Source organism: Stenotrophomonas sp. YJH_SMC_21, from assembly GCF_059369555.1.
The window spans coordinates 74,612-101,014 of the sequence record NZ_JCAFSU010000001.1 but is presented as its reverse complement, the minus strand read 5'-3'; the positions used below and the strand labels follow the sequence as shown (position 1 = coordinate 101,014).

The following is a 26,403-nucleotide window of genomic DNA, read 5'->3' as shown; positions in this document are numbered from 1 at the left end:
TAGATGCATAGCAATGCATCGTACGGTGGAGGCGCCGACGGTGACGTCGGCGCTTTTTCTATCGGCCTTTGGTGATCGAATCTCCAAGAATCTTGCGGATCGCTCTTGCAAAGCCAACCTCAAGCACGACCCGTCCCCGTTCGTTGATGATTTCTCCGTGAGTTCCTTCCTTCAGGCCCCGCTCTTGCAGGTAGTCTGGTGATATCGCTTTCCTGAGTGCCTCGCGTTCTGATGGTGTGAACTGCTCAGACAGCGTGAATACAGCCAGAGGCGGTGCTACGCCAGTCGCCGAGATCGTGGCGCCCAGGGGGCGGCGATCAACTGTCACTTGCGTGTGGGCCTTCAGCAAATTGAGCTGCGATTTGAGCCTGTCACGTTCGGCGATGATGCCCTGCATGATGGATCGAATAGCCGGATCTTCGATACGCATCAGATATTCATCACTCGCCAAGACCTTCTTGACTCTCGGTAGAGGCGGGCCAGCGTAGGCCGCCCAAGCCTCAATGAGCGACCGGTAGTCGGCGGATGCTGCGTTATAGAGTGCTCGACCTTTTAGCACTCCTTCGGCCTCTGCCAAGCGGCCAATGGTTGAAATCGAGAAGTCTCGCGAGCCGGTGGCGTGCTGATTACTACAGATCTCATGCATCCTAGCCAGATTCGCCTGCCGATTTGAACGCCCTCCTTTTGCCAGCAGTGCGGCAAGCACAGCGTCGGGGTGCACATTCGTTGTGTCGGTCATGCTTTCACTTCTTCCAGAAGAACCCGGTCGACAGGGATTCCTTGCGCCGGATGTTGAGATACAGACAGCAGATGCGAGAGATCGACGTCGAAGTGCTGGCTGAGACGCACACCGGCGTCCATCAAACGGATCACTTCTCGTTGGCCGAGTATTGGATTGGTTGGATCCATCTGCTGAGATAGATGCCGCATGAACGCATTGCCCGCCAGTAGCTGCTCTTGTTCGCTGAGCGTCATGAACAAGGGCGGTCGGCCATCGTTGTAGAGCACGGCATCGAGAAGCTGACTTCGGCGGAATACCGCCTTTCCTGGGTCAAGATCCGGATACATCTCAACGCTATCGCATATGCCCGTCAGCTGTAGGAGTTCTGACTCTGTCTCCTCGAAGACAGCCTGTACATCAACCATTTCGCCAGCGGCAATCAACTGCGTACCGCCTTCTTGCGAATCGCCGAGGGCCAACTTGCAGCGTTCAATTAGACGCCAGCAAGCCACCAGGTCTTCTGCCAGATCACTGAAGCGCTTCATGGCGCTTTCCCACACCCGCTCTGCCTGTCGGTGTGCGTTCAACGCAACAAAGGGATGCCCGCTGTCCTCAGCGTCAGCCTTCTGCCTTTTGATATTCTGAAGTTCTTCTTCGCGCGTGAGGCAAGTGTTGCGCGCTTCGTCAAAGTGATAGGCGAGTGTGTTGAAGTGCGCGGCAAGCGCTGGGAGGTGATGTGGCTCGGTCACAAACCAGCGGCAGCGTACGCAGTTGCGACTGCCGCCGGGGACAGGTCCGTACTTTTGAGACGTTGCTGATCCCAAGTATGCCCCTCCGTTGTAACAGCCACCTATCGCACTATTGCCCTCATTCTCACTGGTATTGCCTCCAACCAGGCACAACCCATGGTGCATTGGCATCCAGCCCACTGGATTGCGTACGGAGGGATGTTGAGGGATGGCCACGGCGAGGCTAGGGACGCTATTGCAGACCGCCTTTTGAAGCAATTCTTCGTGAGCCGTATCGAGAAGGAAATTCTGAATGCTGACTTCCTTTCCTGCCTCAAGCCGTTCCGCAGCGCTATGCAACAACTTGCGAACATGGGTCGGCCCCGGCTTTGTATAGTAGAGGGTCATCAGCAGCCGACTGTGACCGACGAGCTTCTGCAGAACGGGGAACGGAACTTGTCCTTCTAAGGCCAGTGCGGTGATGAGCGAAACGCGTAGGCTATGAAGCGGAAAGAGAGTGGTCAGCCCGCAATTTTGTTCCTCCACAGGCGGAAGGAATTGAATTGGCGCACCGTTAGAGTGAGTCTCGCCTCGCTCAGCAATGCGGATTTGCAGTGCTGACAGGAGGCGGAACCAGCAGCCCTCAAGCTGGCCGGCGCGCTGCAGAGGTAGATTGGAGGATCCATCGCATTCCTCCGGCAATCTAAACAAGAAGCAGGCATCCGGATAACTACTTAGCTGTATCTCGCTTTTTGCTTGGACGTGACGTGCGTCGAGCTCTCCCCAGGCTGTTCGCCTCGAGACAGGATTGTACTTTTCCTGCCAGTTACGCATCTTCTCTAGCCAATAGAAGACGTCTTGATGGATCGGCCCACCTGCGCACCACGGCATTAGGTAGCCTTTGTCCTCACCAGCCTTCGCCATGTCAGCAGTCTTATTGGTGTTGATGTAGAGCACCGCCCCGGAGGACTCACTCTCACCTAGCTGCTGGCTACGTCGAAATACGCCTAGCTGGACGGGGCGTCGCTCACTTCCCCCAGCGAGGGGACTGGGATTCAACGTCCAAGAACCTGCTTCAAAGCGCCAAGTGTCGGCTTCGCCGGAATCAAGGAATCGTACCTGGTGAGTACGCAGTGGCAGGATTAGCTTTACGAGTAGCGCAACCCAGCGCACCGGGCTCCACATCTCCAGAACCTGTCCGCCACGATATCCCGACTTGAGTTTGCGGATACGCCATACGCAATCTGGGTCTGTTCGATCTATTTGCGCCTCTGTTACCTCAAACCAGTCAGGAGCAGTTCTACCGCGCGTACCAGCTTTCGCCCCCAGTGCCTGCTGCGCCCATTGCCAATCGCGGAAGTGTGGTCCAGCAGCAAGAATCTGGCGAAGTTCGTCGATGTATCCATAGGGCAGCGGCGAATGAACACTCTCATCACGCCTGGGTAGACCCTCTCTGGACATACGAGGGACGGGATTGTGAAACGCCGGGGATACAACCAACTGGCCGTTGTCAGTCTCCTCGCTGAACTCCTTTAGCAGCACGTATTGAAGGAAGGAATTGATGTGATTGTTGTTCTTGATGCCGTCAAAAGAGTTCGGACAAGCAGTGAGATAGAAGTTGGGCACGCTCGTGCTACGAGCGAGGAACACGCTAGGTTCGTGGGGCAACCCCTGTCGCGCAATGAAGCGATCGAAGAAGGCTGATAAGGCTCTCAGCCTGCTGGGCAGCCCCCGAGTCTCGCCTTTCAGCCATTCAACTGCCAAGATTCGCCAAGCAGTTAGGTGCGGATGCTCACGATCGAGCCATCCAAGAGATGTGTCCTGCTCGCGTCCTGCCCCCTTCTTCTTGAGGTGTGCATTCGCCCCTTTATTGATCTCAGTCATCCTTAAATTCCAGAACTCAGATTTATGTCAATCACATTGGCCGTGCTGAGTCCCCTATCTCGCATTCGTTGTGCGGCCGCCTCAAGTGCCATCAGCGCTTCACGGGTACTCGGCTGTGTATAGACCTCTTGGCTTGCTTCAGAGGAGTGGTGCATGAAGCGGCGTATATGCGCTTTTTCAACACCTGCGGTACGCAGCCGGAGGCCGTAGGCATGTCGGTGGCCGTGAGGTGTAGTACCTAATGCCTTGCCCACAGTGAGCCCGATACGCTCGCAGGCGGCCGCATGTGCCTTGTTGTACTGGGTCAGCGTGTACATGGCACCCACGGGCTGGCGGATCAGGTTGATAAAGGCGAATGGGTGGTTGCGATCAATGCGAGCGACCTGTTCCAGATAGCGGTGCCACAACTGCAGGAACCATTCGCCATACTCGGGCACAAACCAGTACGCCTGCTTGTAGTAGGCCTGGTCATGCATGCCGCCCTTCCATCCCGCATGGCGCCGATCCATGACCAAGGTGCGAGGCGCCAAGCCGAATTGTTGGGAAAGGTATTCAGCGCGGGTACCTTTACGCACCCTTCCGCGTTCGTCACGCCAGTCACTAGGAGCAGAGCCGTGGCTCGGATGGTGGATGAGCACTTTTGCCCCCTCTAGGTTGCCCGGGTCTGGAAAAACGTCCGAAATGTAGAGGTGGAAGGGTTCCGACTCGCGGAAGCCTGCGCCGTGCAACAGCAAGGTAATGAGCATGCCGCGGTAGTCCTGGCGTCTACCTGCACGAAATCCTCTCGTTAACAATTCCTCGAATCGCTCTTCGGGAAAGGCGGGAGGCTCCCCGCTCTGCACCTTCGGCAGGCGTTGGCTTCGGACACGATGTCCAGTTTCGGTTGGATGTGCATTTGCTGCCCAGGTGTGACCTAAGAACGCTTTGCTGCGGCGGAACTGATAAGCAGCCTCATCTATCTGTCGATCGAAGGCCCCACCTTGATATCGCGGGTTCAGCCGAGCAGCTTCAGGTCGTATCTCGCTTAACCACGCAAAGAAGTCCGTCAAGTGGGTAACGATGTTCGCGGCATCCTGCGGTGCGCGTGGAGCCCAACAAAGACCGCTCGGATCGAGCCCCGTTTTTCGGTCGAAGGTGCCTGTATACAGCCGCTGCGCAAAGTTCTGGAACAAACGATAGGTGTCACGCTCGGCAGGGTTGGAGAGCAGGTACTCCAGGAACAGCCGTACAGAACGGGTGACTTTCGACATCCACGTCAGGCTACGGTCATGGCTACGGTGCAAGCAATAGTCAAGAAGTGGCTCCAGCACCCCTGCAGGAGTTAGCAGTGCGGGCAACTCAGAATAGGCCCCTGTGGCATCTGTATAGATGCGGGCCTTCACGGTCACGAACATAGACCTACGCCATCTGACCGCGCATCCAGTAGATCGCGCTCAGGGACTGATGGAGATCAGGATGCCTGGCTACATCCAACGGCAAGTTGTCGACAGTCATTGGAGCATCTGAACAGGCGCCACAGTCACATACCATGTAATTTTAGGGGAGAAGTTCATGGGGCGCTAGGCGTAAAAAAGCCCCTACGAGAGGGGCTCTGGGGTGTTTCCAGGGGCTAATCCACCCCAACTATGTATCTTTAGCTGGGGGGAATAACTCGCGGGTGGCTTCTTCGTGACCGGCAGGCTGACGACTCAGTGCGTGGTGGTTGCCGGGTTGCCCGCGTCCTGGGTCAGCAGGCGGTTGACGTCCTGCAGCTCGGCCACGTCCAGCGCACCCAGCGACTGGCTCAGCAGCAGGCGGTTCTGCAGGAAGGTGTAACGGGCCTGGGCGTAGTCCAGCTGCGCCGAGAACAGGATGCGCTGGTTCTGGATCACGTCCAGCACGGTACGGGTACCGACTTCCAGGCCGACCTGCGAGGCGTCATAGGCGCTCTGTGCCGAGACCACCGCCAGGCGGCGGGCTTCCACTTCGCTGATGCCCTGTACCAGGGTCTGGTAGGCATTGCGGGTGTTGCGGTCCAGGGCACGCTTCTGCTGCTCGTAGCCGTCCTGGGCAATGTCACGCTGGGCCAGTGCCTGGCGCACGCCGGACTGGGTAGCACCGCCGGCGAAGATCGGCACGTTCAGGGTCAGGCCGATGCTGTTGGTGCGGGCGTCGGGGGACAGCGAGCCGGAGCCGGTGCTGTCGCCCCAGGTCGCGGTCTTGCCCCAGCTGCCGCCCAGCGACAGGGTCGGGTAGTGGCCACCACGCGCGGCCTGCACGCCGGCTTCGGCGGCGCTCACCTTCAGTTCCTGCGCCTTCAGCGCCGGATTCTGGGTGGTGGCCTGGTGCACCAGCTCATCGATGTTGCCACGGTTGGCCGGCACTTCCGGACGGAAGTCGGCCGGCAGGCCGCGCAGGTTGACCACCGGCTGGCCGGTCAGTTCGGTCAGGGCCTGGTAGTTATCGGCCAGGGTGTTCTGCGCAACGATGGTGTTGGCACGCGCCTGGTCGTACTGGGCGCGTGCTTCGTGCACGTCGGTGATCGGCGCCAGGCCCACTTCCAGGCGCTTGTCGGCGAAGTCGAACTGCTTCTTCGCAGCCGCTTCATTGGTCTGTGCGGCGTTCAGCGATTCGATCGCCACCAGCACGTTGAAGTAGGCCGCCGAGGTGCGCACGATCAGGCTGTCGTTGGCAGATTCGAGGGTGAAGTCCGCCGCCTTGCTCAGCTCACGCTGCGAACGCAGGTTGTTGATCTGGGTCCAGTTGAACAGCGTCTGGCTGCCATCGATCGTGTAATTGCGGCGCTTGTTGGTGAACGAGCCGGAGTTGATGTCGGCGTTCGGCTCGCTGCGCGTGCGGTTCAGCGTGGCCTGGCCGTTGATCTGCGGCAGCAGGGCGGCGCGCGCCTGCACGGCGCCTTCCTTGTCGACCAGCCGGGTCGATTCGGCGGCGGACAGCTGCGGATCGCCGTTGCGTGCCATTTCGTAGACCTGCAGCAGGTCGGCGGCATGGGCAGACAACGGCAGCAGGGCAGTGGCCAGCGCAACAGCGAGGGATCGGCGGATCATTGCGGCTTCCTTGGACTCAGAGGTGGAACTGGGGTGCCGGGGCGGCACCACGCAGGTAATCGATATCGGTCTCGAACAGGGACTCGGTGCTGCCGTCGGCCTTGACCAGCAGGGCCTCCATCGCCGGCGAGCGGCCGTGGATCACGAACAGGCGACCACCCGGACGCAGCCACGAGGCGAACTGTGACGGCACCACGTCGACCGCACCAGTGACACAGATCACGTCAAAGCGGCGTTCGGTCTGCCAGGACAGGGCGTCAGCCACTTCCACGCGGACGTTGGTGCCCAGGCCGGAGGCGTCCAGGCGGGCACGCGCGGCGGCGGCCAGCTCCGGGTCGATCTCCAGGCTCAGCACGTCGCGCGCGAGCGCGCCGATGCAGGCGGACAGGAAGCCGCTGCCGGTGCCGATTTCCAGCACTTCGTCACCCGGCTGCAGATCCAGTGCCTGCAGGGTACGGCCCTCGATGACCGGCTTCATCATCTTCTGGCCGTGGCCGATCGGCAGTTCGACATCGGCGTAGGCCAGCGCCCGGTGTGCATCGGCGACAAAAGCCTCGCGCGGCAGGCGGGCCAGAACGTCGAGCACCTTGATGTCCAGCACGTCCCAGGGACGGATCTGCTGTTCCACCATCAGTTCGCGGGCGTGGGCGTAATCAATCGTCATGAGGTTCAAATCCAGCGCAGTGGGCCGGCCATTTTACCGGTGCCGGAGGCCGGCGGCGCGCCCAGAGCATCAGCTGCCGGGTGGCCGGGGTCGCAGTGCCGGAAGTCATCGCGACCTCCGGTTCGTTCAGTTTTGGTTATTCAGCCGTCCCGGCCCCTCGCGGCGCATAGGCGCGCAGGAAGAAGTCGATGCTGGCGGTCACGTGGGCAAGAGGGTCGCACTCCACCGGTGACAGTGGCATGCCACACATCATATGCATGTGCACTTCGCCCTTGACCAGGGTCAGGAACTGCTCGCCAGCCAGCGAATAGTCGGTGATTTCCAGCTCGCCGCGCTCGGCGCGTGCCCGCAGGAAGTCAGCCAGGGCCTCGCAGGTACGTTCCGGTCCTGCCTTCCAGAACAGCTCGCGCAGGCGTTCGTCGGTCTCCGGCGCCATCATCATGCGCTGGATCGAGATCGCCGCATCGGAAGTGATCAGTTCGAAGAAGGCCAGGCCGATGCCGATCAGCTGGTCGCGCAGCGGGCCGTCCGCGTCGGCCACGAACAGGGCATCGGGCAGCATTTCAATGCACTTTGACTGCACGGCCTCGGAGAACAGGGTCTCCTTGTCGCCGAAGTGGCTGTACACGGTCAGCTTCGAGACGCCGGCCTGGGCGGCAATGGCGTCCATGCTCACGCCGGTATACCCCTGTTCGATGAACAGTACCTTGGCTGCTTCAAGGATCGCCGCGCGCTTGCCCAGATCCTTGGGGCGCCCGGGTCCGGCGGCCTTGGCAGCGGGCTTGGCCGACGGCTTGCGGGAAGTGGAAGAACTCATCGCAACAATACTAGACCAAGCGGTTCGATATTTATACTATACCGGCCGGTTTATTAAATTGGGCCGGCAGTCGCGGCTCCCCCTTGTTGCAACCCTGCGTTTTCAGGACGTTGACCGATGAAGATCGTGCGCTGGATGGGCGGTATGGTGTGGGTGGCTGCGCTGGCAGCCTGTTCGGGACAGGAACAGGCGCCGCAGGCGGCCGTGCCGGTACTGGTGGTTCACCCCGGCGAACAGGCCGGACAGGCGCCGGCGGCATTCCCGGGCACGGTGCGTGCCCGTCAGGAAAGCCCGCTGTCGTTCCGCGTCGGAGGCAACCTGGTCAAGCGCCACGTCGATGCCGGCCAGCGGGTGAAGAAGGGCGACGTGCTGGCCGAACTGGACGTGGCTGACTTCGCGCTGCAGGCCCGTGCCTCACAGGCGCAGCTGGCTGCGGCCGAGGCCGACCTGGTGCGTGCCCGCGATGACCTGAAGCGCTACCAGGTGCTGGCCGACCAGCAACTGGTCAGCCGCTCGCAGCTGGACCAGCAGTCCGCGGCGTTCAAGGCCGCGCAGGGCCAGGCCAATGCGGCCCGCGCCAACCTCGATGTGCTGCGCAACCAGGCCGACTACGCGCAGCTGCGCGCGCCGGCCGATGGCGTGATCGCCAGCCGCGAGGCCGAAGCCGGGCAGGTGGTGTCCGCCGGCCAGACCATCTTCAACCTGGCCGCCGATGGCGGCCGCGAAGTGCTGATCGACCTGCCCGAGGCGACCATCCGCGACTACGCGGTCGGCCAGCCGGTCGAGGTGGAACTGTGGAACCGCCCGGGCCAGCGCCTGCCCGGTACGATCCGCGAGATCGCCGCCGCCGCCGATCCGCAGGCACGCACCTATGCCACCCGCGTCAGCCTGGCCGCCGATGCGCTGGCCGATGTCGAACTGGGCCAGAGCGCACGCGTCTACAGCAGCGCCGGTCGCCACGGCACCCTGCAGCTGCCGCTGGGCGCGCTGCAGCGCGGTGCCAACGGTGCCGCCAGCGTGTGGGTGGTCGATCCGGCCAACAGCACGCTGAAGGCCGCCTCGGTCACCACCGGTGCGTTTGGCAGCGAGACCGTGCCGGTGCTGTCCGGCGTGAACGCGGGTGACTGGGTGGTTGCCGCCGGTGGCCACCTGCTGCGAGCGGGCCAGCCGGTGATCGCCGTGGACCGGCAGAACCGCCCGGTGCTGAAGCCGGCCGCGCCGGCCGCTGCCGCCAAGGCCAAGGAGTAAGCCGGTGCGCCGCTTCAATCTTTCCGAGTGGGCGCTGGCCAATCGCCCGCTGGTGCTGTTTGCGATGCTCGCCTTCGCCTTGATCGGCGCGTGGTCGTACAAGCATCTGGGCCAGTCCGAGGATCCACCATTCACCTTCAAGGCGATGGTGGTGCGCACGCTGTGGCCGGGCGCCACCGCCGAACAGGTCTCGCGGCAGGTGACCGAGCCGATCGAGAAGGCGCTGATGAACACCGGCGAGTACGAGTTCATCCGCTCCTATTCGCGCCCCGGCGAATCGCAGGTCATCTTCATGGCCCGCGACAGCCTGCGTTCCAGGCAGATCCCGGACCTGTGGTACCAGGTGCGCAAGCGCGTGGGCGACATCCGTGCGACGCTGCCGCGCGAGATCGTCGGTCCGTTCTTCAACGATGAGTTCGGCGACACCTACGGCAACATCTATGCGTTGACCGGCAAGGGCTTCGACTACGCGGTGATGCGCGACTACGCCGACCGCATCCAGCTGGAACTGCAGCGCGTGCCCGATGTCGGCAAGATCGACCTGGTCGGCCTGCAGGACGAGAAGGTGTGGATCGAGCTGTCCAACACCCGCCTGGCCACGCTGGGTGTGTCGATGCAGCAGGTACAGCAGGCGCTGGCCGACCAGAATGCGGTCACCGGCACCAGCTTCTTCGAGACCGCCACCGACCGCGTGCAGCTGCGCGTGACCGGCCAGTTCAACGACATCGAAGCGATCCGCCAGTTCCCGATCCGCGCCGGTGACCGCACCGTGCACCTGGGCGACATCGCCGAGGTCAAGCGTGGCTTCGCCGATCCGGCGTCGCCGAAGATGCGCTTCATGGGTGAAGAGGCCATCGGCCTGGCAGTGGCGATGAAGGATGGCGGTGACATCCTCAAGCTCGGCGCCAATCTCGATGCCGAGTTCGAGCGCCTGCAGAAGACCCTGCCGGCGGGCATGCAGCTGCGCAAGGTGTCCGACCAGCCGCAGTCGGTGGAAGAGTCGGTCGGCGAGTTCGTGCAGGTGCTGACCGAAGCGGTGGTGATCGTGCTGCTGGTCAGTTTCTTCTCGCTGGGCCTGCGCACCGGCCTGGTGGTGGGCGTGACCATTCCACTGGTGCTGGCGATGACCTTCTTCGTCATGCACTACTTCGACATCGGCCTGCACAAGATTTCGCTGGGTGCACTGGTGCTGGCGCTGGGCCTGCTGGTGGACGATGCGATCATCGCGGTGGAGATGATGGCCACCAAGATGGAGCAGGGTTACGACCGCCTGCGCGCGGCCAGTTTCGCCTGGGAATCCACCGCGTTCCCGATGCTGACCGGCACGCTGATCACGGCGGCCGGCTTCCTGCCCATCGCTACGGCGGCCTCGAGCACCGGTGAGTACACGCGTTCGCTGTTCCAGGTGGTGACCATCGCGCTGGTGGTGTCGTGGATCGCGGCGGTGCTGTTCATCCCGTACCTGGGCGACAAGATGCTGCCGGACCTGTTCAATCCGCAGCCGCCGAAGCCGGGCAGCGTGTCCGCGCGCTGGCATGCCAAGCGCCAGCAGTGGGCCGACCGCTATCCGGCGCTGGCCAACCTGATCGCGCCGCCGCAGCACGGGCACGACCACGATCCGTACCAGCGCCCGTTCTACCGCAGCTTCCGTCGCTTCCTCGATGGCTGCCTGCGCCACCGCTGGTGGGTGATTGCCGCGACCATTGCCCTGTTCGTGTTCTCGCTGATGATGTTCCGCTTCGTGCCGCAGCAGTTCTTCCCGGATTCGACCCGGCCGGAACTGATGGTGGACATCGAGCTGGCCGAGGGCGCATCGCTGCGCTCGACCCAGGCCCAGGCCGAGAAGCTGGAGAAGCTGCTGTCCAGCCGCGAGGGCATCGCCAACTACGTGTCCTACGTGGGCACCGGTTCGCCGCGCTTCTACCTGCCGCTGGACCAGCAGCTGCCGGCCACTAACTTCGCCCAGTTCGTGGTACTGGCCAAGGACATCAAGGCGCGCGAAAGCACACGTGACTGGCTGCTGCACGAGGTGATTCCGAAGTTCCCGGACGTGCAGATGCGCGTGACCCGCCTGGAGAACGGCCCGCCGGTCGGCTATCCGGTGCAGATGCGCATTTCCGGCGAGCACATCGAGAAGGTGCAGGCGATCGCGCGCCAGGTCGAAGCCAAGGTGCGCGAGAACCCGCACGTGATGAACGTCAACCTGGACTGGAGCGAGCCGAGCAAGGTGGTGCGGCTGGTGATCGACCAGGAGCGTGCGCGGGCGCTGGGCGTGAGCAGTGCCCAGGTCAGCCAGTTCCTGTCCAGTTCGCTGGCCGGGCAGTCGGTGAGCGTGTACCGCGAAGGCAACCGCCAGATCGAGATGCTGCTGCGTGGCCCGGCCGATGAGCGCAACCAGCTGGAGCTGCTGTCCAGCCTGTCGATGCCGACCGCCAACGGCGGCAGCATCACGCTGTCGCAGGTGGCGACGATGGAGTACGGCTTCGAGGACGGCATCATCTGGCACCGCAACCGCCTGCCGACGGTGACCGTGCGTGCCGACATCAGCGATGGCATGCAGCCGCTGGACGTGGTGCATCAGATCCTGCCGACGCTGGATGGCATCCGTGCCGAGCTGCCGAACGGTTACCTGCTGGAAACCGGCGGTACCGTGGAGGATTCGGCACGTGGCCAGAACTCGATCAAGGCCGGCATGCCGCTGTTCCTGGTGGTGGTGGCCACGCTGCTGATGCTGCAGCTGCGCAGCTTCTCGCGTGCGGCGATGGTGCTGGTGACCGCGCCGCTGGGCATCATCGGCGCGACGTTGTTCCTGCTGCTGTTCCGCGCGCCGTTCGGCTTCGTGGCACTGCTGGGCACGATCGCGCTGGCCGGCATGATCATGCGCAACTCGGTGATCCTGATCGACCAGATCCAGCAGGACATCGATGCCGGGCATGACCGCTGGCATTCGATCATCGACGCGACGGTGCGCCGCTTCCGCCCGATCGTACTGACCGCGCTGGCGGCCGTGCTGGCGATGATTCCGCTGTCGCGCAGCGCGTTCTATGGCTCGATGGCGATCTCGATCATGGGCGGCCTGATCGTCGGCACGGTGCTGACCCTGGTGTTCCTGCCAGCGCTGTATGCGGCATGGTTCCGGGTGAAGCCGGACGAATCCGGGGCGTAATGCCCCGGATTCTGCGACCACCGCCCTGGTAGGTGCCAACCTTGGTTGGCACTGCGGCACGCATCCACGCATGGCGTGGATCTACTGTAGCTGCAGGCCGCTCCGTAGCACCGGCAGCAGCCATTCGATGAACACCTGCACGCGTTGCGCGCGGTGCTGCCGGTGCGGCTGCAGCAGGGTCACCGGTAACGGCTGCGCCACGTACTGCGGCATCACCTCCACCAATGCGCCTGACTGCAGTTCGGCCTGTACGTCGTAGCGCGGAATCTGCAGCAGCCCCAGCCCCGCCACGCAGCACGCAATCGATGCCTCGGCACTGTTCACCCGCACCCAGCCGGGCATCGGCAATGTGCGTAGCTGCGTACCCTCCTGCCACTCCCACGGTTCCACCCGCGCCGTGGTCGGCGACGCGTAGTTCACCGCCCGGTGCTGCTGCAGGTCGGCAGGTTGCTGCGGCACACCGTACTCGCGCAGGTAGGCCGGCGCGGCAACGTTGACGAAGTCCAGCTGGCCCAGCGTGCGGGCCACCAGGCTGGAATCGCCCAGCTGGCCGACCCGCAGCACCGCATCGCAGCCGTCTTCGATCAGGTTCACCGCGCGGTCGGTCATGCCCAGGTCGACTTCCACCTGCGGATGGCGCGCGAAGAAGTCGGGCAGCGCCGGGGCGATGATGCGGCGGCCGATGCGACTGGGCACGTCGATCTTCAGCAGACCCACCGGCTGCGCATCGTCCTGCCGGAACAGCGATTCGGCGTCTTCAACCTCGGCGATCAGGCGCAGGCAGCGGGCATGGAACACGTCGCCGTCGTGGGTGGTCGACACCCTGCGGGTCGAACGCTGCAGCAGGCGGGTACCGAGACGCTGCTCCAGCTCCGCAATGGCTGCCGAGACGGTGGAGCGGGGCAGGCCGAGCTGGTCGGCGGCGCGGGTGAAGCTGGCGCACTCCACCACCCGGGTGAAGATGCGGAAGCGATCGATCCGGTCCATTGTTCGCTGGCTCTGGAAGGTTAAGTCAATGCGGCGGGCTTTATCCGCATTTTCTGCACGATATCGTCGTCAGGGCAGGGTTGCCACCCCGGACAGCCCACTTCCGAGACCGAGGCCATGACCGACCATTCCCTCAAGGGCAAGACCGTGCTGATCGCCGGTGGCGCCAAGAACCTGGGCGGACTGATCGCCCGCGACTTCGCCAGCCAGGGCGCCAAAGCCATCGTCATCCACTACAACAGCGCCGCCACCCAGGCCGATGCAGAGGCGACCGTGGCCGCCGTACAGGCCGCTGGCAGCAAGGCCGTTGCCCTGCAGGGCGACCTGACGTCGGCGGCAGCGATGGAGCGCTTGTTCGCCGATGCCGTGGCCGCAGTCGGCCGTCCCGACATCGCCATCAATACGGTCGGCAAGGTGCTGAAGAAGCCGCTGCTGGAGATCAGCGAAGCGGAGTACGACGAGATGAGCGCGGTCAACGCCAAGGCCGCGTTCTTCTTCCTCAAGGAGGCTGGACGCCACGTCAACGACGGTGGCCGCATCTGCACTCTGGTCACCTCACTGCTGGGTGCGTTCACGCCGTTCTATTCCAGCTATGCCGGCACCAAGGCGCCGGTCGAGCATTTCACCCGCGCCGCATCGAAGGAGTTCGGTGAGCGCGGCATCTCGGTGACTGCGATCGGCCCGGGTCCGATGGACACGCCGTTCTTCTATCCCGCCGAGAGTGCCGATGCGCAGGCGTACCACAAGACCGCGGCCGCGCTCTCGGCGTTCACCCGTACCGGACTGACCGACATCGCCGACATCGTGCCGTGGATCCGCTTCCTGGTCACCGATGGCTGGTGGATGACCGGGCAGACCATCCTGGTCAATGGTGGGTACACCACCAAATAATGCAGCCACGCATGGCGTGGCTCTACAGTAGAGCCACCCCATGGGTGGCGGCCCGCAATGTGCGAAGGGAGAGGCGCCACGCGTGGCGTGGCGCTATCGGATCAGTTGAGTTTGGCCAGCACCGCGTCGGTGGCGGCTGCCGTGCTCACCGCCTGGCCCTTGGCGGCCAGATCGGCGGTGAACACGCCATCGTCCAGCACGGCGTGCACGGCGGCTTCCACCGCAGCGGCTTCCGTTTCCAACCCCAGCGAATGGCGCAGCAGCATCGCGGCGCTGAAGATCGTCGCGTACGGATTGGCGATGCCCTTGCCAGCGATGTCCGGGGCCGAACCATGGATGGGCTCGTAGATGCCGACTGCACCGGGTTCGCCCAGCGAGGCCGACGGCAGCAGGCCGAGCGAGCCGGCCAGCATCGAGGCTTCGTCGGTGAGGATGTCGCCGAACATGTTCTCGGTCACGATCACGTCGTACTCGCGCGGCTTGGCCAGCAGGTGCATGGCCATGGAATCGACCAGCTGGTGCTCCAGTGCAACGTCCGGGAATTCCTCGCGGCCGATGCGCGCGGCCACGTCACGCCACAGGCGCGAGGTCTCCAGCACGTTGGCCTTGTCCACCGAGGTGACCTTGCCGCGGCGCTGCCGGGCCAGGCGGAAGGCACTGCGCAGCACGCGTTCGATCTCGGCCACGGTGTAGCGGCACAGGTCGCTGGCGCTGTCGGCGTCGCGGGTCTTGTCGCCGAAGTAGATGCCACCGGTCAGTTCGCGTACCACGACGAAGTCCACGCCCTGCAGCAGCTCGGCCTTGATCGGCGAGGCGTGCAGTGCGGCTTCGTGGGTACGCACCGGGCGCAGGTTGGCATACAGGCCCAGCGCCTTGCGGATCGCCAGCAGGCCCTGTTCCGGGCGCACCTTGGCGTTGGGATCGGACCACTTCGGGCCGCCGACCGCACCCAGCAGCACCGCGTTGGCGGCTTGGCAGGCAGTCAACGTAGAGGCCGGCAGCGGCTCGCCGTGGCGGTCGATGGCGATGCCACCGATGTCGTGCTCGCTGAAGGTGAAGGTGTGGTTGAAGCGCGTGGCGACAGACTTCAGGACGGCGACTGCCGCGGCGGCCACTTCCGGGCCGATGCCATCACCGGGCAGGACAACAATTTCAGCGTGCATGCTCACTCTCGTAGCGTTCGATTTCAGGGACACGGCCCAACAGATACCCCAACTGGTCGACGCCTTCCAGCAGGCAGGTCTGCGAGAAGCCATCCAGCGGGAAGGAATAGACGCGCCCATCGGGCGTGCGCAGCTCACGCGCGGCCACGTCGATGGTCAGCTCGTCGTCCGGGCGCTGCATCAGCGCCTGCACGTCGGCTTCGTCCAGCACGATTGGCAGCAGTCCGTTCTTCAGCGAGTTGCCGCGGAAGATGTCGGCGATCTCGCTGCTGACGATGGCGCGCAGGCCCAGATCGGTCAATGCCCACGGTGCATGCTCGCGCGAAGAACCGCAGCCGAAGTTGCGGCCCGCCAGCAGGATGCTGCGGCCGGCGTTGTGCGGCTGGTTGAAGGCGAAGTCGGCCACCGGCGAACCGTCGGCCTGCCAGCGCCAGTCATTGAACGCGTTGCGGCCCAGGCCGGCGCGTTCGGTGGTGGACAGGAACCGCGCCGGAATGATCTGGTCGGTGTCGATGTTGGTCTGGCGCAGCACCACGCTGGCCGAGGTCAGGGTACGGAAACCGGCCATCACGCCACCTCCTGTGCGAACAGTTCGCGGGTATCGGCGACGTGCCCGTTCACCGCGGCCCACGCCGCGCTCATCGGCGAGGCCAGCAGCGTGCGCGAACCAGGGCCCTGGCGGCCTTCGAAATTGCGGTTGCTGGTGCTCACGGCCAGCTGCCCGGGTGCGACCAGATCGCCGTTCATGGCGATGCACATCGAGCAGCCCGGCTCGCGCCACTCGGCACCGGCCGCGCGCACGATCTCGTGGATGCCTTCGGCCTCGGCTTCGCGCTTGACGATCTCCGAGCCCGGCACCACCAGCATGCGCACCCGGTCAGCGACGCGACGACCGCGCAGTACCTGCGCCACTTCGCGCATGTCGCTCAGCCGACCGTTGGTGCACGAACCGACAAACACCACGTCCACCGGCGTTCCGGCCAGCGCCTTGCCGGCCTGGAAATGCATGTAGTCCAGGCCCTTCTGTGCGGCGGCATCGTTGGCCGCCGGAATCGGCGCATCCACCGCGATAGCCGTGCCCGGATGGGTACCCCAGGTCAGGGTCGGGCGGATGTCGGCGGCGTCAATGTGCGCTTCGCTGTCGAAACGCGCGCCCTCATCGCTGCGCAGCTGCTGCCAGCGCGCCACGGCGGCGTCGAAATCGGCGCCCTTCGGCCCGCGCGGCGTAGCGGCGACGAAGTCGAAGGTGACCTGGTCCGGCGCCACCATGCCGGCACGCGCACCCGCCTCGATCGACATGTTGCACAGGGTCATGCGCTGTTCCATGTCCATCGCTTCGATGGTGCTGCCACGGAACTCGATGACGTGGCCGGTGCCGCCGTTGACGCCGATCACGCCGATGATGTGCAGGACCACGTCCTTGGCGCCGACGCCGGGCGCCAGCGGGCCATCGACGGTGATCGCGAAGGTCTTCGCCTTGCGCTGCAGCAGGCACTGCGTGGCCAGCACGTGGCCGACTTCACTGGTGCCGATGCCGAAGGCCAGTGAACCGAACGCACCGTGGGTGGAGGTGTGGCTGTCGCCGCAGACGATGGTCATGCCGGGCTGGGTGAAGCCTTGTTCCGGCGCGATCACGTGGACGATGCCGCGGTTGTCCGAGGCCATGTCGAACAGTTCGATGCCGTGTTCGGCGCAGTTGCGTGCCAGGGTGGCGACCTGCGCTTCGGACGCAGCGCTGGCGTAGGGCAACGTGCCGTCGGCGGCAGGCGGCAGGGTTGGCGTGGAGTGGTCCATCGTCGCCTTGGTGCGGTCCGGCCGGCGCGGCGACAGGCCGCGCTCGCGCAGTTCGGTGAACGCCTGCGGCGAGGTCACCTCGTGGATCAGGTGCAGGTCGATGTACAGCACGGCGGGGGCGCTGTCGGTTTCGGGAACCACCACGTGGGCGTCCCACAGTTTGTCGTACAGGGTGCGGGGTGCGGAAGTCATGCGTATGCCTGGCAGAAGTACGAAATAGCGAACATCAGTAAAGGAAACGGAACGGTCAAGTCAGCGACGGCGGGCGAGCACGCGCAGGCGCACGTAGTCGGCCAGCGGCTGGCCGGCGGCATTGCGCGGCAGCTCGGCCAGCAACGCGGTGGCGGCCTCGCGCACGGTAGCGCGGGCCTCGGCCGGCAGGTCGTCCAGCAGTGGTGCAGCGAAGACCCGCAGCCAGCCGGCCACGCCGGTCGGCAGTGCGGTCGGGCGCGGCGTGCACTCGATCAGTTGCACCTGGAAGCCATGCTGGCGCAGGCGGTCGGCGTAGGCATCGGCGGTCGGGAAATACCACTGGAAGGTGCTGGCGCCATGGCCGTGGGCCACGCGCGCGGCCTGTACCGCCGCGATGATCGTGGCCACGTTGCCGTGGCCACCGAATTCGGCGACAAAGCGGCCGCCGGGGCGCAGGGCGCGGCGCACGCCTTCCAGCACGCGGTCCGGAGTCGTCATCCAATGCAGTGCGGCATTGCTGAACACTGCATCGAACTCGCTGTCGAACGACAGCGCGTGGCCGTCCATCACCTGCGCGTCGACACCGCGTGCGCGGGCGGCGACCACCAGTTCCGGCGAAGCATCCACGCCGTGGATGCGTGCGCCGCTCAGCGCCAGTTCGGTACTGAGTACGCCATCGCCACAGCCCAGGTCGAGGATGCGCTCACCGGCGCGCGGGTCGAGCAGGCGCGAGACCGCGCCGCCGAGCAGCGGGACGAAGCCGGCGTCGATCGCATAGTCCTGGGCGTTCCACTGCTGGCCAGCGGCGCTGGCCGGGGTGAAGGTGTCGAAGGCGCTCATGGCGGGTTCCTCAGGCGGTGGCAGGGGTGGGAACGTCGGTGCTGTTGTGGGCGGTGGCCTGGCGCTGGCGCAGCAGGCGGTTGGCCACATCCAGCCAGGCCAGCGCGGAGGCTTCGATGATGTCCTTGCTGGTGCCGGTGCCGTCGTACTCCACGCCTTCGTGGCGCACGCTCAGGTTGGCCTCACCGCGCGCATCGGCGCCGATGCCGACGCTGTGCACGTGGTAGCTGTCGAGCATCAGCTGCACGCCGGTAGCGGCCGACAGCGCGCCGAACAGCGCATCGACCGGGCCATCGCCCTGCGCGGTCTCGGCCACGCGGTTGCCGTCCGGGTCGGACAGTTCGACCAGCGCGTTGGCGCGGCTGCCGACATCGCTGATGGTCATCGAGGCCAGGCGGTAGCCCTGCGCGTTGGAGCCGCCCTGCATCAACGTCTGCAGGTCGGCATCGGTGACCACGCGCTGCTGTTCGCACAGGCCCTTGAACTGCTCGAACACCAGTTTCAGTTCGTCTTCGTCCAGCCAGAAGCCCAGCGCACGCAGGCGCGCTTCAACAGCGGCGCGGCCACTGTGGCGGCCCAGCACCATCTGCGAGTCCTCCCAACCCACGTCTTCCGGGCGCATGATTTCGTAGGTGCCGCGATGGCGCAGCATGCCGTGCTGGTGGATGCCCGATTCGTGGGCGAACGCATTGGCGCCGACGATGGCCTTGTTGCGCTGTACCGGCATGCCGACCAGGCGCTGCAGCAACTGCGAGGTGCCGACGATGCGCGGGGTGTTGATCGAACTGTCCTGCTCGTAGAAGGCCTGGCGCACCTTCAGCACCATCGCGATCTCTTCCAGCGAGCAGTTGCCGGCGCGCTCGCCGATGCCGTTGACGGTGCACTCGACCTGGCGCGCGCCGCCTTCGATGGCGGCCAGCGAGTTGGCCACGGCCAGGCCCAGATCATTGTGGCAGTGCGCGCTGAAGATCACGTTGGCCGCGTTCGGTACATCGGCGACGCCGGCGATGACCTGCTGGAACATCGCGCGGATCTCTTCGGGCGTGGTGAAGCCGACGGTATCGGGCAGATTGATGGTGGTGGCGCCGGCGGCAATGGCCACGCGCGAGACTTCGATCAGGTAGTCCAGCTCGGTGCGGGTGGCATCCTCGGCCGAGAACTCGACATCGTCGATGTAGGAGCGGGCCAGCGATACGTGCTTGCGTACCGACTCCAGGACCTGTTCGCGGGTCATGCGCAGCTTGTGCTCGCGGTGCAGCGGGCTGGTCGACAGGAACACATGCAGGCGCGGGTTGGCCGCGGCTTCCAGTGCGCGTGCCGAGGTCTCGATATCGGCCTGCAGGCAGCGGGACAGCACCGCCAGGGTCAGGCTCGGGCGGCGCAGTTCGCGGCCGATCAGTGCCATCGCTTCGCGGTCGGACTGCGAGCTGGCCGGGAAGCCGGTCTCGATGATGTCCACGCCCAGTTCGTCCAGCGCACGCGCCATCACCAGCTTCTGCGGCGGGCTCATGCTGCAGCCAGGGGACTGCTCGCCGTCACGCAGGGTGGTGTCGAAGATGCGGATGCGCGGGGTGGTAATTCGTTCGATGGTGGTCACAGGGAAATCTCCTCGACAGCGGGCGTTGCGGCTTGCAGGTGGGAAGGGGAAGGCATGGGGGAGGGCGGCGCGCTGGCCTTGGCGGGCGAGCGGGGTGTTTCGCTGCGCCGTCGCCGTGGCTTGCGCGGCGGGCGCGGTCGGATGTCGGTAAGCAGGCCGGCCAGCACGCCGGCATCGATGTTCCCGCCGGAGACCACCGCGCACTTGCGGCGGCCCGCGACGCGGCGGCCAGCGGCCAGCGCCAGCGCGCCGGCACCCTCGGCAATGATGTGTTCTTCCAGTGCCAGCCGGACCAGGGTTTCGCGCAGTTCGGCTTCGCGCACGATCACCACATCGTCCAGCAGCGAGGTGCACAGGCGACGGGTCAGGAAGCCGGGGATCTTCACCCGCACGCCGTCGGCCAGCGAGGCGACGGGTGCGATCTCGCGTACGTCACCGCGGATCGCACGTGCCATCGAATCAACGCCTTCCACCTGCGCGCCGACCACGCGCACGCCCTGTGATTTCAGCGCCAGGGCCACGCCGGAAGCCAGGCCACCGCCACCGATCGGCACGATCACCACGTCCGGGGCGTGCGCGGCCAGCTCGATGCCGACCGTGCCCTGGCCGGCGATCACGTCGGCATCGTCGAACGCGGACAGGAAGCGGTAGCCGTGGCGTTGTGCCAGTTCGACCGCGAAGGCGTAAGCCTCGTCATAGCTGTTGCCGTGCTGGCGCACGGTCGCGCCCCAGTGGGCGACGCCGGCGATCTTTGTGGCGGGTGCACCATGCGGCATCACAGTGATGGCCGGCACATCCAGGCGATAGGCGGCCCAGGCCACGCCCTGGGCGTGGTTGCCGGCCGAGGCGCAGATCACCGGCCGGGTGTCGCCGCGTTCGCGGCCGGCCAGCAGTGCATTCAATGCGCCGCGCACCTTGTAGGAACCGGTGCGCTGCAGGTTCTCCAGCTTCAGCCAGGTACCGAAGCGTTCGGCGTGGTGCAGCGGGGTGGGCGGCAGGAAGCGGCGCAGGCGGGCCTGCGCTGCCAGGACGTCGGCGACGCTTACGTCGCCGACATCGCTTTCCTGGCTGGTGTCAGCGGCCGGCATGGGCCACCACCGCGGTGCGGAAGACCGCCGCATGCGGGCACGGGCGGCGAAGAAGACGCCTCCGTACCGGCACCGTGGTCGCTACGGTACGGGTGTTCATGGCGATACTCCTTCCACGGCGGTGACCTGCACGGACACGCAGTCGTAGATCTTCTCGATCTGCCGGCACAGCGTTTCCGCCGGGCGCTGGCCATCGACGACCAGCTGCAGGTGCCAGCGGCCATCGTCGGCGGCCACCGGTGCGCCGCTGATCGCACGCGGCGCAAAGCCACGGCGTTCTGCCATGCCGATCACGCGCAGCAGCGCGCCCTCGGCCGGGTGCAGCACCAGGTCAAGCCGGTATTGCATTGGGGGTCTCCTGGCGGGCATGGGCGGGGTTGCTTTCCAGCATCGTGCTGTTGGCGGTGTTCGGCGGCACCAGCGGCCACACGTTGGCGCGTGCATCGATGGCCACGTGCAGCAGTGCCGGGCCCGGTTCGGCCAGCAGCGCGGCCAGGCCGCCTTCCACGTCGTCGCGGTTGTCGATGCGGGTGGCGGCAATGCCGAACACCTGCGCCAGGGCTACGAAGTCCGGGTTGTCGGACAGGTCGATCTCGCTGTAACGCTCGGCGAAGAACAGTTCCTGCCACTGCCGCACCATGCCCAGCGAACTGTTGTCCAGCAGCACGATCTTCACCGGCAGGCGGCAGCGGGCGATGGTCGCCAGCTCCTGCACGTTCATCATGAAGCTGCCGTCGCCGGACACCAGTACCACGGTGCGCTCCGGACAGGCGAACTGCGCACCCATCGCCGCTGGCAGGCCGAAGCCCATCGTGCCCAGTGCGCCACTGGTCAGGTGGTTGCGGGGATGGTTGAAGCGGCAGTGCTGGGCCACCCACATCTGGTGCTGGCCGACATCGCAGGCGATCACCGCATCGGTCGGTGCCAGCTCGCTCAGGCGCTTCAGCAGCGCCGGGGCGTAGATGTGCTGGCCCGGTGCGTCGTAGCGGGCAGCGAAGCGGTCGCGGTGCTGCGCACAGCGCTTGCGCCAGGCGTCCTGGTGGGCCCTGGGGGAGGGGAAGGCCGCACGCAGGGCACGGATGGCGTGACCGACGTTGCCCGGCACGGCGATGTCGGCAGTGCGCAGCTTGGAGATCTCGTAGGCGTCCGCATCGATGTGGACGACGCGGGCGAATGGCGCGAACTCGGCCAGCTTGCCGGTCGCGCGGTCGTCGAAGCGCGCGCCCAGCACCAGCAGCAGGTCGCTTTCCTGCACCGCCATGTTGGCTGCGCGGGTGCCGTGCATGCCCAGCATGCCCAGCGACTGCGGATGGTGGGCCGGCAGTGCACCCAGGCCGCGCAGGGTCATCACGGTGGGGATGGCACTGGCCTCGACGAAGTCGCGCAGGTCCTGCACGGCATCACCCAGGGCGATGCCGCCACCTGCGTAGACCACCGGCTTCTCGGCCGCCGCCAGCGCGGCGATGGCCTCGGCGATGGCGGCCTCGGCCGGCGCCGGCGGCGGTTCGACGCTGCTGGGCACGTGCGCCGGCAGATGGCTGGCATCGGCCAGCTGCACATCCTTGGGCAGGTCGATCAGCACCGGGCCGGGGCGACCCTCACGGGCAATGCGGAACGCATCGGCCACCACGCGCGGCAGGTCATCGACGCTGCGCACCAGCCAGCTGTGCTTGACGATCGGCATCGTCAGGCCGAACACATCCAGTTCCTGGAAGGCGTCGGTGCCCAGCAGCGGCGTGCCGACCTGGCCGGTGATGCAGACCATCGGTACCGAATCCAGCATCGCATCGGCAATGCCGGTGACCAGGTTCGAGGCGCCCGGGCCGGAGGTGGCCACGCAGACGCCCACCTGGTTGCTGGCGCGGGCGAAGCCGTTGGCGGCCAGCGCCGCGCCCTGCTCATGGCGTACCAGGATGTGCTTCAGCGACGAATCCACCAGCGCGTCGTAGAACGGCATGATGGTGCCGCCGGGATAGCCGAACAGCGTGCGGACGCCTTCGGCCTCCAGCGCCTGGGTCAGCCAGCGCGCGCCGTTGGGCGGCGCGCTGCGATGTGTCGAAGAGTTCATGGGGGAACCTTGCAAAGCGGGTGGGGGAGGGCCGCGTGGTTACGCGGCCTGTCCTTGCAACCAGACCATCTTGGCGCGCAGTTCCTTGCCCACCTTCTCGATCGGGTGCTCCAGGTCGGCCTGCTTGAACCTGTTGTAGTTCGGCAGGCCCGCTTCGTACTCGGCCACCCAGTTCTTGGTGAAGGTGCCGTCCTGGATGTCCTTCAGCACCTCCTTCATGCGCTCCTTGGTGCCGGCATCGATCACGCGCGGGCCGCTGACGTAGTCGCCGTACTGCGCGGTCTCCGAGATGAACTCCAACATGCGCGAGATACCGCCTTCATAGAAAAGGTCCACGATCAGCTTCAGTTCGTGCAGTACTTCGTAATAGGCGATCTCCGGCTGGTAGCCGGCTTCCACCAGGGTCTCGAATCCGGCCTGCACCAGCGCCGAGGCACCGCCGCACAGCACCGCCTGCTCGCCGAACAGATCGGTCTCGGTCTCTTCCTTGAAGGTGGTCTGGATCAGGTTGGCGCGCGCACCGCCGAGGCCGGCCGCATAGGCCTGCGCATGCTGCGCGGCCTTGCCGCTGATGTCCTGGTAGACCGCCCAGATGCACGGCACGCCACGGCCGATCTCGTACTCACGGCGCACCAGTGCGCCGGGGCCCTTCGGCGCGACCAGCACCACGTCCAGGTCGGCACGCGGCTCGATCATCCCGTAATGCACGTTCAGGCCGTGCGCGAACAGCAGGCATGCACCCTGTTTCATGTTCGGCGCCAGCACGTCGTTGTAGAGCTTCTTCTGCACCATGTCCGGGGTCAGCACGGCAACCAGGTCGGCATCCTTCACTGCCTCGGCGGGCGCGATCACGGTGAAGCCATCGGCCTGCGCCTTGGCTTCGGTCGGGCCGCCCGGACGCAGGCCTACCACCACGTCGAAGCCGGATTCGCGCAGGTTCAGTGCGTGGGCGCGGCCCTGGCTGCCGTAGCCGATGACGGCGATCTTGGTCTGGGGCAGGTCGTTGGTGCTCATGGGGGAGGTTCCTTGCGGTGGGAAGAAAAAAGAACGGCCGGTCGTCGAGGTGACGTGCCGGCCGGTCAGGGGAAAGCGGTGGAGGAGGCGCCGCGCATCGCACAGGCACAGCCACCACGAGGCGTGGTGGTGCAGGTCCGGGTTGTGCGATGAGCGTTGGTCATGGTGGTTGCGTCTGAAACCAGGTTCTGAAATGAAAAAACCCGCACCGGGGCGGGTGCGGGTTTTTGAAGAGTTCCGGTGTGTGTGTGTTGCTTACACGCTGGCTCGTCCCGCACCTGTTGGTTGGGTAATAAGTACGAGCACAAGAATCGAACGCAGCGAGGCGGCGCCGGTGTCGGCGGCTTCGATGTGGGTTCGCGGTGGCGTGTTGTGATGCAACATGTGATCGAGAGAAACACAGCCATTTCGACGGTGTCAACCCTCGCGACGGATTTTCTATCGGTTTCCGCTGCATCCAGCGCAATCGCTTGCGGCACAAGGATGGTTGCTGCTGAAAGTGTTTCGGTGAACCCGAATTCACTCCTTTCAGGGCGGTTTTTGCGCGGAATCCGGTGGATTTTTCCGCCCAAGGATCAACGTCCATGACGTCTGTCCGATACCGCGTGAAGGCCGCAGCGGCGAAGATCGGGGAACCACCCGTCCATCGGAACCCGACCGTGTCCCGACGCCTTGCCCGTTCCCTGCTCGCCGCCGCCGTACTGGCTACCTTACCCGCGCTGTCCTTCGGCGCCGACCGCATCACCGGCCACACCTTCGCCACCCGTTCGGAGGTGATCGCCCCGCATGCGATGGCCGCGACCTCGCAACCACTGGCCACCCAGATCGCGCTGGACGTGATGAAGGGCGGCGGTTCGGCAGTGGACGCGGCGATTGCCGCCAACGCCGCGCTCGGCCTGATGGAGCCGACCGGCAACGGCATCGGCGGCGACCTGTTCGCCATCGTGTGGGATCCGAAGACGCAGAAGCTCTACGGCTACAACGGCTCGGGCCGCTCGCCGAAGTCGCTCACCCTTGCCGAGTTCCAGCGCCGTGGCCTGAAGGACATCCCGGCCACCGGTCCACTGCCGGTGTCGGTGCCGGGTGCCGTCGACGGCTGGTTCGCGCTGCACGACCGCTTCGGTCGCAAGCCGATGGCCGACAACCTGGCGCCGGCCATCCGCTACGCCCGCGAGGGTCACCCGGTGGCCGAGGTGATCGCCTACTACTGGGACCGTTCGGTACCCAAGTTGTCGCAGTACCCGGGCTTCAAGGAGCAGTTCACGATCAACGGCCACGCCCCGCGCAAGGGCGAGATGTGGAAGAACCCGAACCTGGCCAGCACCCTGCAGAAGATCGCCGACGGTGGCCGCGACGCCTTCTACAAGGGCGAGATCGCCCACACCATCGGTGACTACTTCAAGGCGAATGGTGGCTACCTGAGCTACCAGGACATGGTTGACCATCATGGCGAGTGGGTCGAACCGGTCAGCAGCAACTACCGTGGCTACGACGTGTGGGAACTGCCGCCGAACAGCCAGGGCATCGCCGCACTGCAGATCCTCAACGTGCTGGAAGGCTACGACTTCTCGAAGATCCCGTTCGGTTCACCGGAACACGTGCACCTGTTTGTCGAAGCGAAGAAGCTGGCCTTTGCCGACCGTGCGCGTTTCTACGCCGACATGGCGTTCCAGCCGGCACCGGTGCAGAAGCTCATCTCCAAGGAGTACGCCGCGCGGCGTCGTGCGCTGATCTCGATGGACAAGGCGTTGAAGGAAGTGCAGCCGGGCACGCCGAAGCAGCTGGAGGAGGGCGACACGATCTACATGACCGTGGCCGACGCCGACGGCATGATGGTTTCGCTGATCCAGTCCAACTACCGTGGCATGGGCAGCGGCATGGCACCGCCCGGTCTGGGTTTCATCCTGCAGGACCGTGGCGAGATGTTCGTGCTGCAGAAGAACCATCCCAACGGCTACGCGCCGGGCAAGCGTCCATTCCAGACCATCATTCCGGGGTTCATCACCAAGGGCGGCAAGCCGTATGCCAGCTTCGGCGTGATGGGCGGCGCGATGCAGCCGCAGGGCCATGCGCAGATCGTGATGAACCTGGTGGATTTCGGGATGAACCTGCAGGAAGCCGGCGATGCGCCGCGCATCCAGCACGAAGGCTCGACTGAACCGACGGGTCAGGCCACGGCGATGACCGATGGCGGCGAAGTGAATCTGGAAACCGGCTTCCCGTACGAGACGGTGCGTGCGCTGATGCGCAAGGGGCATCGCATCGTGTTCGCCGATGGGCCTTATGGCGGGTACCAGGCGATCATGCGTGATCCTGATACCGGGGTGTATTACGGTGCGTCGGAGAGCCGCAAGGATGGGCAGGCGGCGGGGTATTGAGGTTTCCCGGCCACCGGGCTGAGCCCCCTCTGCGGTGGTGGTTCGTGGAAGCGGGATCATGTGATTGGGCCGGGCGGGTGGGCTGTTCGGGGGACGCCGTGAATCCGTCCCTGGAG

General features: G+C 65.2%; 20 protein-coding genes. 4 read left to right on the top strand and 16 right to left on the bottom strand.

The features are described from left to right. Positions 1–58: 58 nt before the first annotated feature. From gmtX to AC5P67_RS00425, 6 genes are all read right to left on the bottom strand, one after another. On the bottom strand, positions 59–739 hold the full coding sequence (gmtX, locus tag AC5P67_RS00450; protein WP_049417537.1) for a gamma-mobile-trio protein GmtX: 681 nt from the start codon (positions 737–739) through the stop codon (positions 59–61). Then, entirely contained in the window at positions 736–3,333 is a 2,598-nt protein-coding gene (gene gmtZ / locus AC5P67_RS00445; RefSeq protein WP_049417539.1) for a gamma-mobile-trio integrase GmtZ, read from the bottom strand. The genes gmtX and gmtZ overlap by 4 nt, the downstream gene beginning before the upstream one ends. Positions 3,334–3,335: 2 nt before the next feature. Beyond that, complete coding sequence (gmtY, locus tag AC5P67_RS00440) at positions 3,336–4,727, bottom strand: gamma-mobile-trio recombinase GmtY (protein ID WP_049417540.1); 1,392 nt, start codon at positions 4,725–4,727, stop codon at positions 3,336–3,338. Between the two features lie 294 nt (positions 4,728–5,021). Continuing rightward, positions 5,022–6,380, bottom strand: a complete 1,359-nt coding sequence (locus AC5P67_RS00435) for a TolC family outer membrane protein (protein ID WP_005410961.1) — start codon at positions 6,378–6,380, stop codon at positions 5,022–5,024. A gap of 16 nt (positions 6,381–6,396) precedes the next feature. Continuing rightward, positions 6,397–7,044: a protein-L-isoaspartate O-methyltransferase family protein gene (locus AC5P67_RS00430; protein WP_005414414.1), complete on the bottom strand. Its 648-nt coding sequence runs from the start codon at positions 7,042–7,044 to the stop codon at positions 6,397–6,399. Positions 7,045–7,180: 136 nt separating this feature from the next. After that, complete coding sequence (locus AC5P67_RS00425) at positions 7,181–7,861, bottom strand: TetR/AcrR family transcriptional regulator (RefSeq protein WP_005410959.1); 681 nt, start codon at positions 7,859–7,861, stop codon at positions 7,181–7,183. Positions 7,862–7,978: 117 nt separating this feature from the next. Here AC5P67_RS00425 and AC5P67_RS00420 point away from each other — a divergent pair, with 117 nt between their 5' ends. Together AC5P67_RS00420 and AC5P67_RS00415 are read left to right on the top strand one after the other, a co-directional pair. Continuing rightward, a complete protein-coding gene (locus AC5P67_RS00420) occupies positions 7,979–9,109 on the top strand; it encodes an efflux RND transporter periplasmic adaptor subunit (RefSeq protein ID WP_005410958.1) in 1,131 nt (376 codons plus the stop codon). A gap of 4 nt (positions 9,110–9,113) precedes the next feature. After that, positions 9,114–12,275, top strand: a complete 3,162-nt coding sequence (locus AC5P67_RS00415) for an efflux RND transporter permease subunit (protein ID WP_005410957.1) — start codon at positions 9,114–9,116, stop codon at positions 12,273–12,275. An 81-nt stretch (positions 12,276–12,356) separates the two neighbouring features. Here the strand turns inward: AC5P67_RS00415 and AC5P67_RS00410 are convergent, their stop codons facing one another. Further along, positions 12,357–13,262: a LysR family transcriptional regulator gene (locus AC5P67_RS00410; RefSeq protein WP_495214255.1), complete on the bottom strand. Its 906-nt coding sequence runs from the start codon at positions 13,260–13,262 to the stop codon at positions 12,357–12,359. 117 nt (positions 13,263–13,379) lie between these two features. Here AC5P67_RS00410 and AC5P67_RS00405 point away from each other — a divergent pair, with 117 nt between their 5' ends. Continuing rightward, a complete protein-coding gene (locus AC5P67_RS00405) occupies positions 13,380–14,153 on the top strand; it encodes an SDR family oxidoreductase (RefSeq protein WP_005414410.1) in 774 nt (257 codons plus the stop codon). A gap of 101 nt (positions 14,154–14,254) precedes the next feature. Here AC5P67_RS00405 and leuB read toward each other — a convergent pair whose 3' ends face one another. The 9 genes from leuB to ilvC form a co-directional block, all read right to left on the bottom strand. Beyond that, positions 14,255–15,316 carry a 3-isopropylmalate dehydrogenase gene (leuB, locus tag AC5P67_RS00400; RefSeq protein ID WP_005410954.1) on the bottom strand — a complete coding sequence of 354 codons (1,062 nt, stop codon included), beginning with the start codon at positions 15,314–15,316 and terminating at the stop codon, positions 14,255–14,257. After that, positions 15,306–15,884 carry a 3-isopropylmalate dehydratase small subunit gene (leuD, locus tag AC5P67_RS00395; protein ID WP_005410953.1) on the bottom strand — a complete coding sequence of 193 codons (579 nt, stop codon included), beginning with the start codon at positions 15,882–15,884 and terminating at the stop codon, positions 15,306–15,308. Before leuD ends, leuB begins: the two co-directional genes overlap by 11 nt. Further along, complete coding sequence (gene leuC, locus AC5P67_RS00390; protein WP_043034057.1) at positions 15,884–17,302, bottom strand: 3-isopropylmalate dehydratase large subunit; 1,419 nt, start codon at positions 17,300–17,302, stop codon at positions 15,884–15,886. The genes leuD and leuC overlap by 1 nt, the downstream gene beginning before the upstream one ends. Positions 17,303–17,362: 60 nt before the next feature. Continuing rightward, positions 17,363–18,142, bottom strand: coding sequence for a class I SAM-dependent methyltransferase (locus tag AC5P67_RS00385; RefSeq protein ID WP_005410951.1), 780 nt, complete (start codon positions 18,140–18,142; stop codon positions 17,363–17,365). A gap of 10 nt (positions 18,143–18,152) precedes the next feature. After that, complete coding sequence (locus AC5P67_RS00380; RefSeq protein ID WP_043034058.1) at positions 18,153–19,739, bottom strand: 2-isopropylmalate synthase; 1,587 nt, start codon at positions 19,737–19,739, stop codon at positions 18,153–18,155. Beyond that, entirely contained in the window at positions 19,736–20,827 is a 1,092-nt protein-coding gene (locus tag AC5P67_RS00375) for a threonine dehydratase (protein WP_033835631.1), read from the bottom strand. Before AC5P67_RS00375 ends, AC5P67_RS00380 begins: the two co-directional genes overlap by 4 nt. A 96-nt stretch (positions 20,828–20,923) precedes the next feature. Next, entirely contained in the window at positions 20,924–21,175 is a 252-nt protein-coding gene (locus AC5P67_RS00370; protein ID WP_005410947.1) for an ACT domain-containing protein, read from the bottom strand. Further along, entirely contained in the window at positions 21,159–22,895 is a 1,737-nt protein-coding gene (ilvG, locus tag AC5P67_RS00365) for an acetolactate synthase 2 catalytic subunit (protein ID WP_005414404.1), read from the bottom strand. The genes AC5P67_RS00370 and ilvG overlap by 17 nt, the downstream gene beginning before the upstream one ends. Positions 22,896–22,934: 39 nt before the next feature. After that, entirely contained in the window at positions 22,935–23,909 is a 975-nt protein-coding gene (gene ilvC / locus AC5P67_RS00360) for a ketol-acid reductoisomerase (RefSeq protein WP_005410945.1), read from the bottom strand. Positions 23,910–24,568: 659 nt separating this feature from the next. Here ilvC and ggt point away from each other — a divergent pair. Further along, on the top strand, positions 24,569–26,287 hold the full coding sequence (ggt, locus tag AC5P67_RS00355) for a gamma-glutamyltransferase (RefSeq protein WP_495214254.1): 1,719 nt from the start codon (positions 24,569–24,571) through the stop codon (positions 26,285–26,287). The last annotated feature ends 116 nt before the right edge of the window (positions 26,288–26,403 follow it).

Bases quoted from the DNA above. Each gene is read 5' to 3' on its own strand.
- leuB (WP_005410954.1), bottom strand. From the start codon at position 15,316: ATGCACGCTGAAATTGTTGTCCTGCCCGGTGATGGCATCGGCCCGGAA.
- ilvG (WP_005414404.1), bottom strand. From the start codon at position 22,895: ATGAACTCTTCGACACATCGCAGCGCGCCGCCCAACGGCGCGCGCTGG.
- AC5P67_RS00410 (WP_495214255.1), bottom strand. From the start codon at position 13,262: ATGGACCGGATCGATCGCTTCCGCATCTTCACCCGGGTGGTGGAGTGC.
- ilvC (WP_005410945.1), bottom strand. From the start codon at position 23,909: ATGAGCACCAACGACCTGCCCCAGACCAAGATCGCCGTCATCGGCTAC.
- AC5P67_RS00370 (WP_005410947.1), bottom strand. From the start codon at position 21,175: ATGCAATACCGGCTTGACCTGGTGCTGCACCCGGCCGAGGGCGCGCTG.
- AC5P67_RS00385 (WP_005410951.1), bottom strand. From the start codon at position 18,142: ATGAGCGCCTTCGACACCTTCACCCCGGCCAGCGCCGCTGGCCAGCAG.
- AC5P67_RS00425 (WP_005410959.1), bottom strand. From the start codon at position 7,861: ATGAGTTCTTCCACTTCCCGCAAGCCGTCGGCCAAGCCCGCTGCCAAG.
- gmtZ (WP_049417539.1), bottom strand. From the start codon at position 3,333: ATGACTGAGATCAATAAAGGGGCGAATGCACACCTCAAGAAGAAGGGG.
- AC5P67_RS00435 (WP_005410961.1), bottom strand. From the start codon at position 6,380: ATGATCCGCCGATCCCTCGCTGTTGCGCTGGCCACTGCCCTGCTGCCG.
- leuC (WP_043034057.1), bottom strand. From the start codon at position 17,302: ATGACTTCCGCACCCCGCACCCTGTACGACAAACTGTGGGACGCCCAC.
- AC5P67_RS00405 (WP_005414410.1), top strand. From the start codon at position 13,380: ATGACCGACCATTCCCTCAAGGGCAAGACCGTGCTGATCGCCGGTGGC.
- AC5P67_RS00420 (WP_005410958.1), top strand. From the start codon at position 7,979: ATGAAGATCGTGCGCTGGATGGGCGGTATGGTGTGGGTGGCTGCGCTG.
- gmtX (WP_049417537.1), bottom strand. From the start codon at position 739: ATGACCGACACAACGAATGTGCACCCCGACGCTGTGCTTGCCGCACTG.
- AC5P67_RS00430 (WP_005414414.1), bottom strand. From the start codon at position 7,044: ATGACGATTGATTACGCCCACGCCCGCGAACTGATGGTGGAACAGCAG.
- gmtY (WP_049417540.1), bottom strand. From the start codon at position 4,727: ATGTTCGTGACCGTGAAGGCCCGCATCTATACAGATGCCACAGGGGCC.
- leuD (WP_005410953.1), bottom strand. From the start codon at position 15,884: ATGGCCGGTTTCCGTACCCTGACCTCGGCCAGCGTGGTGCTGCGCCAG.
- AC5P67_RS00375 (WP_033835631.1), bottom strand. From the start codon at position 20,827: ATGCCGGCCGCTGACACCAGCCAGGAAAGCGATGTCGGCGACGTAAGC.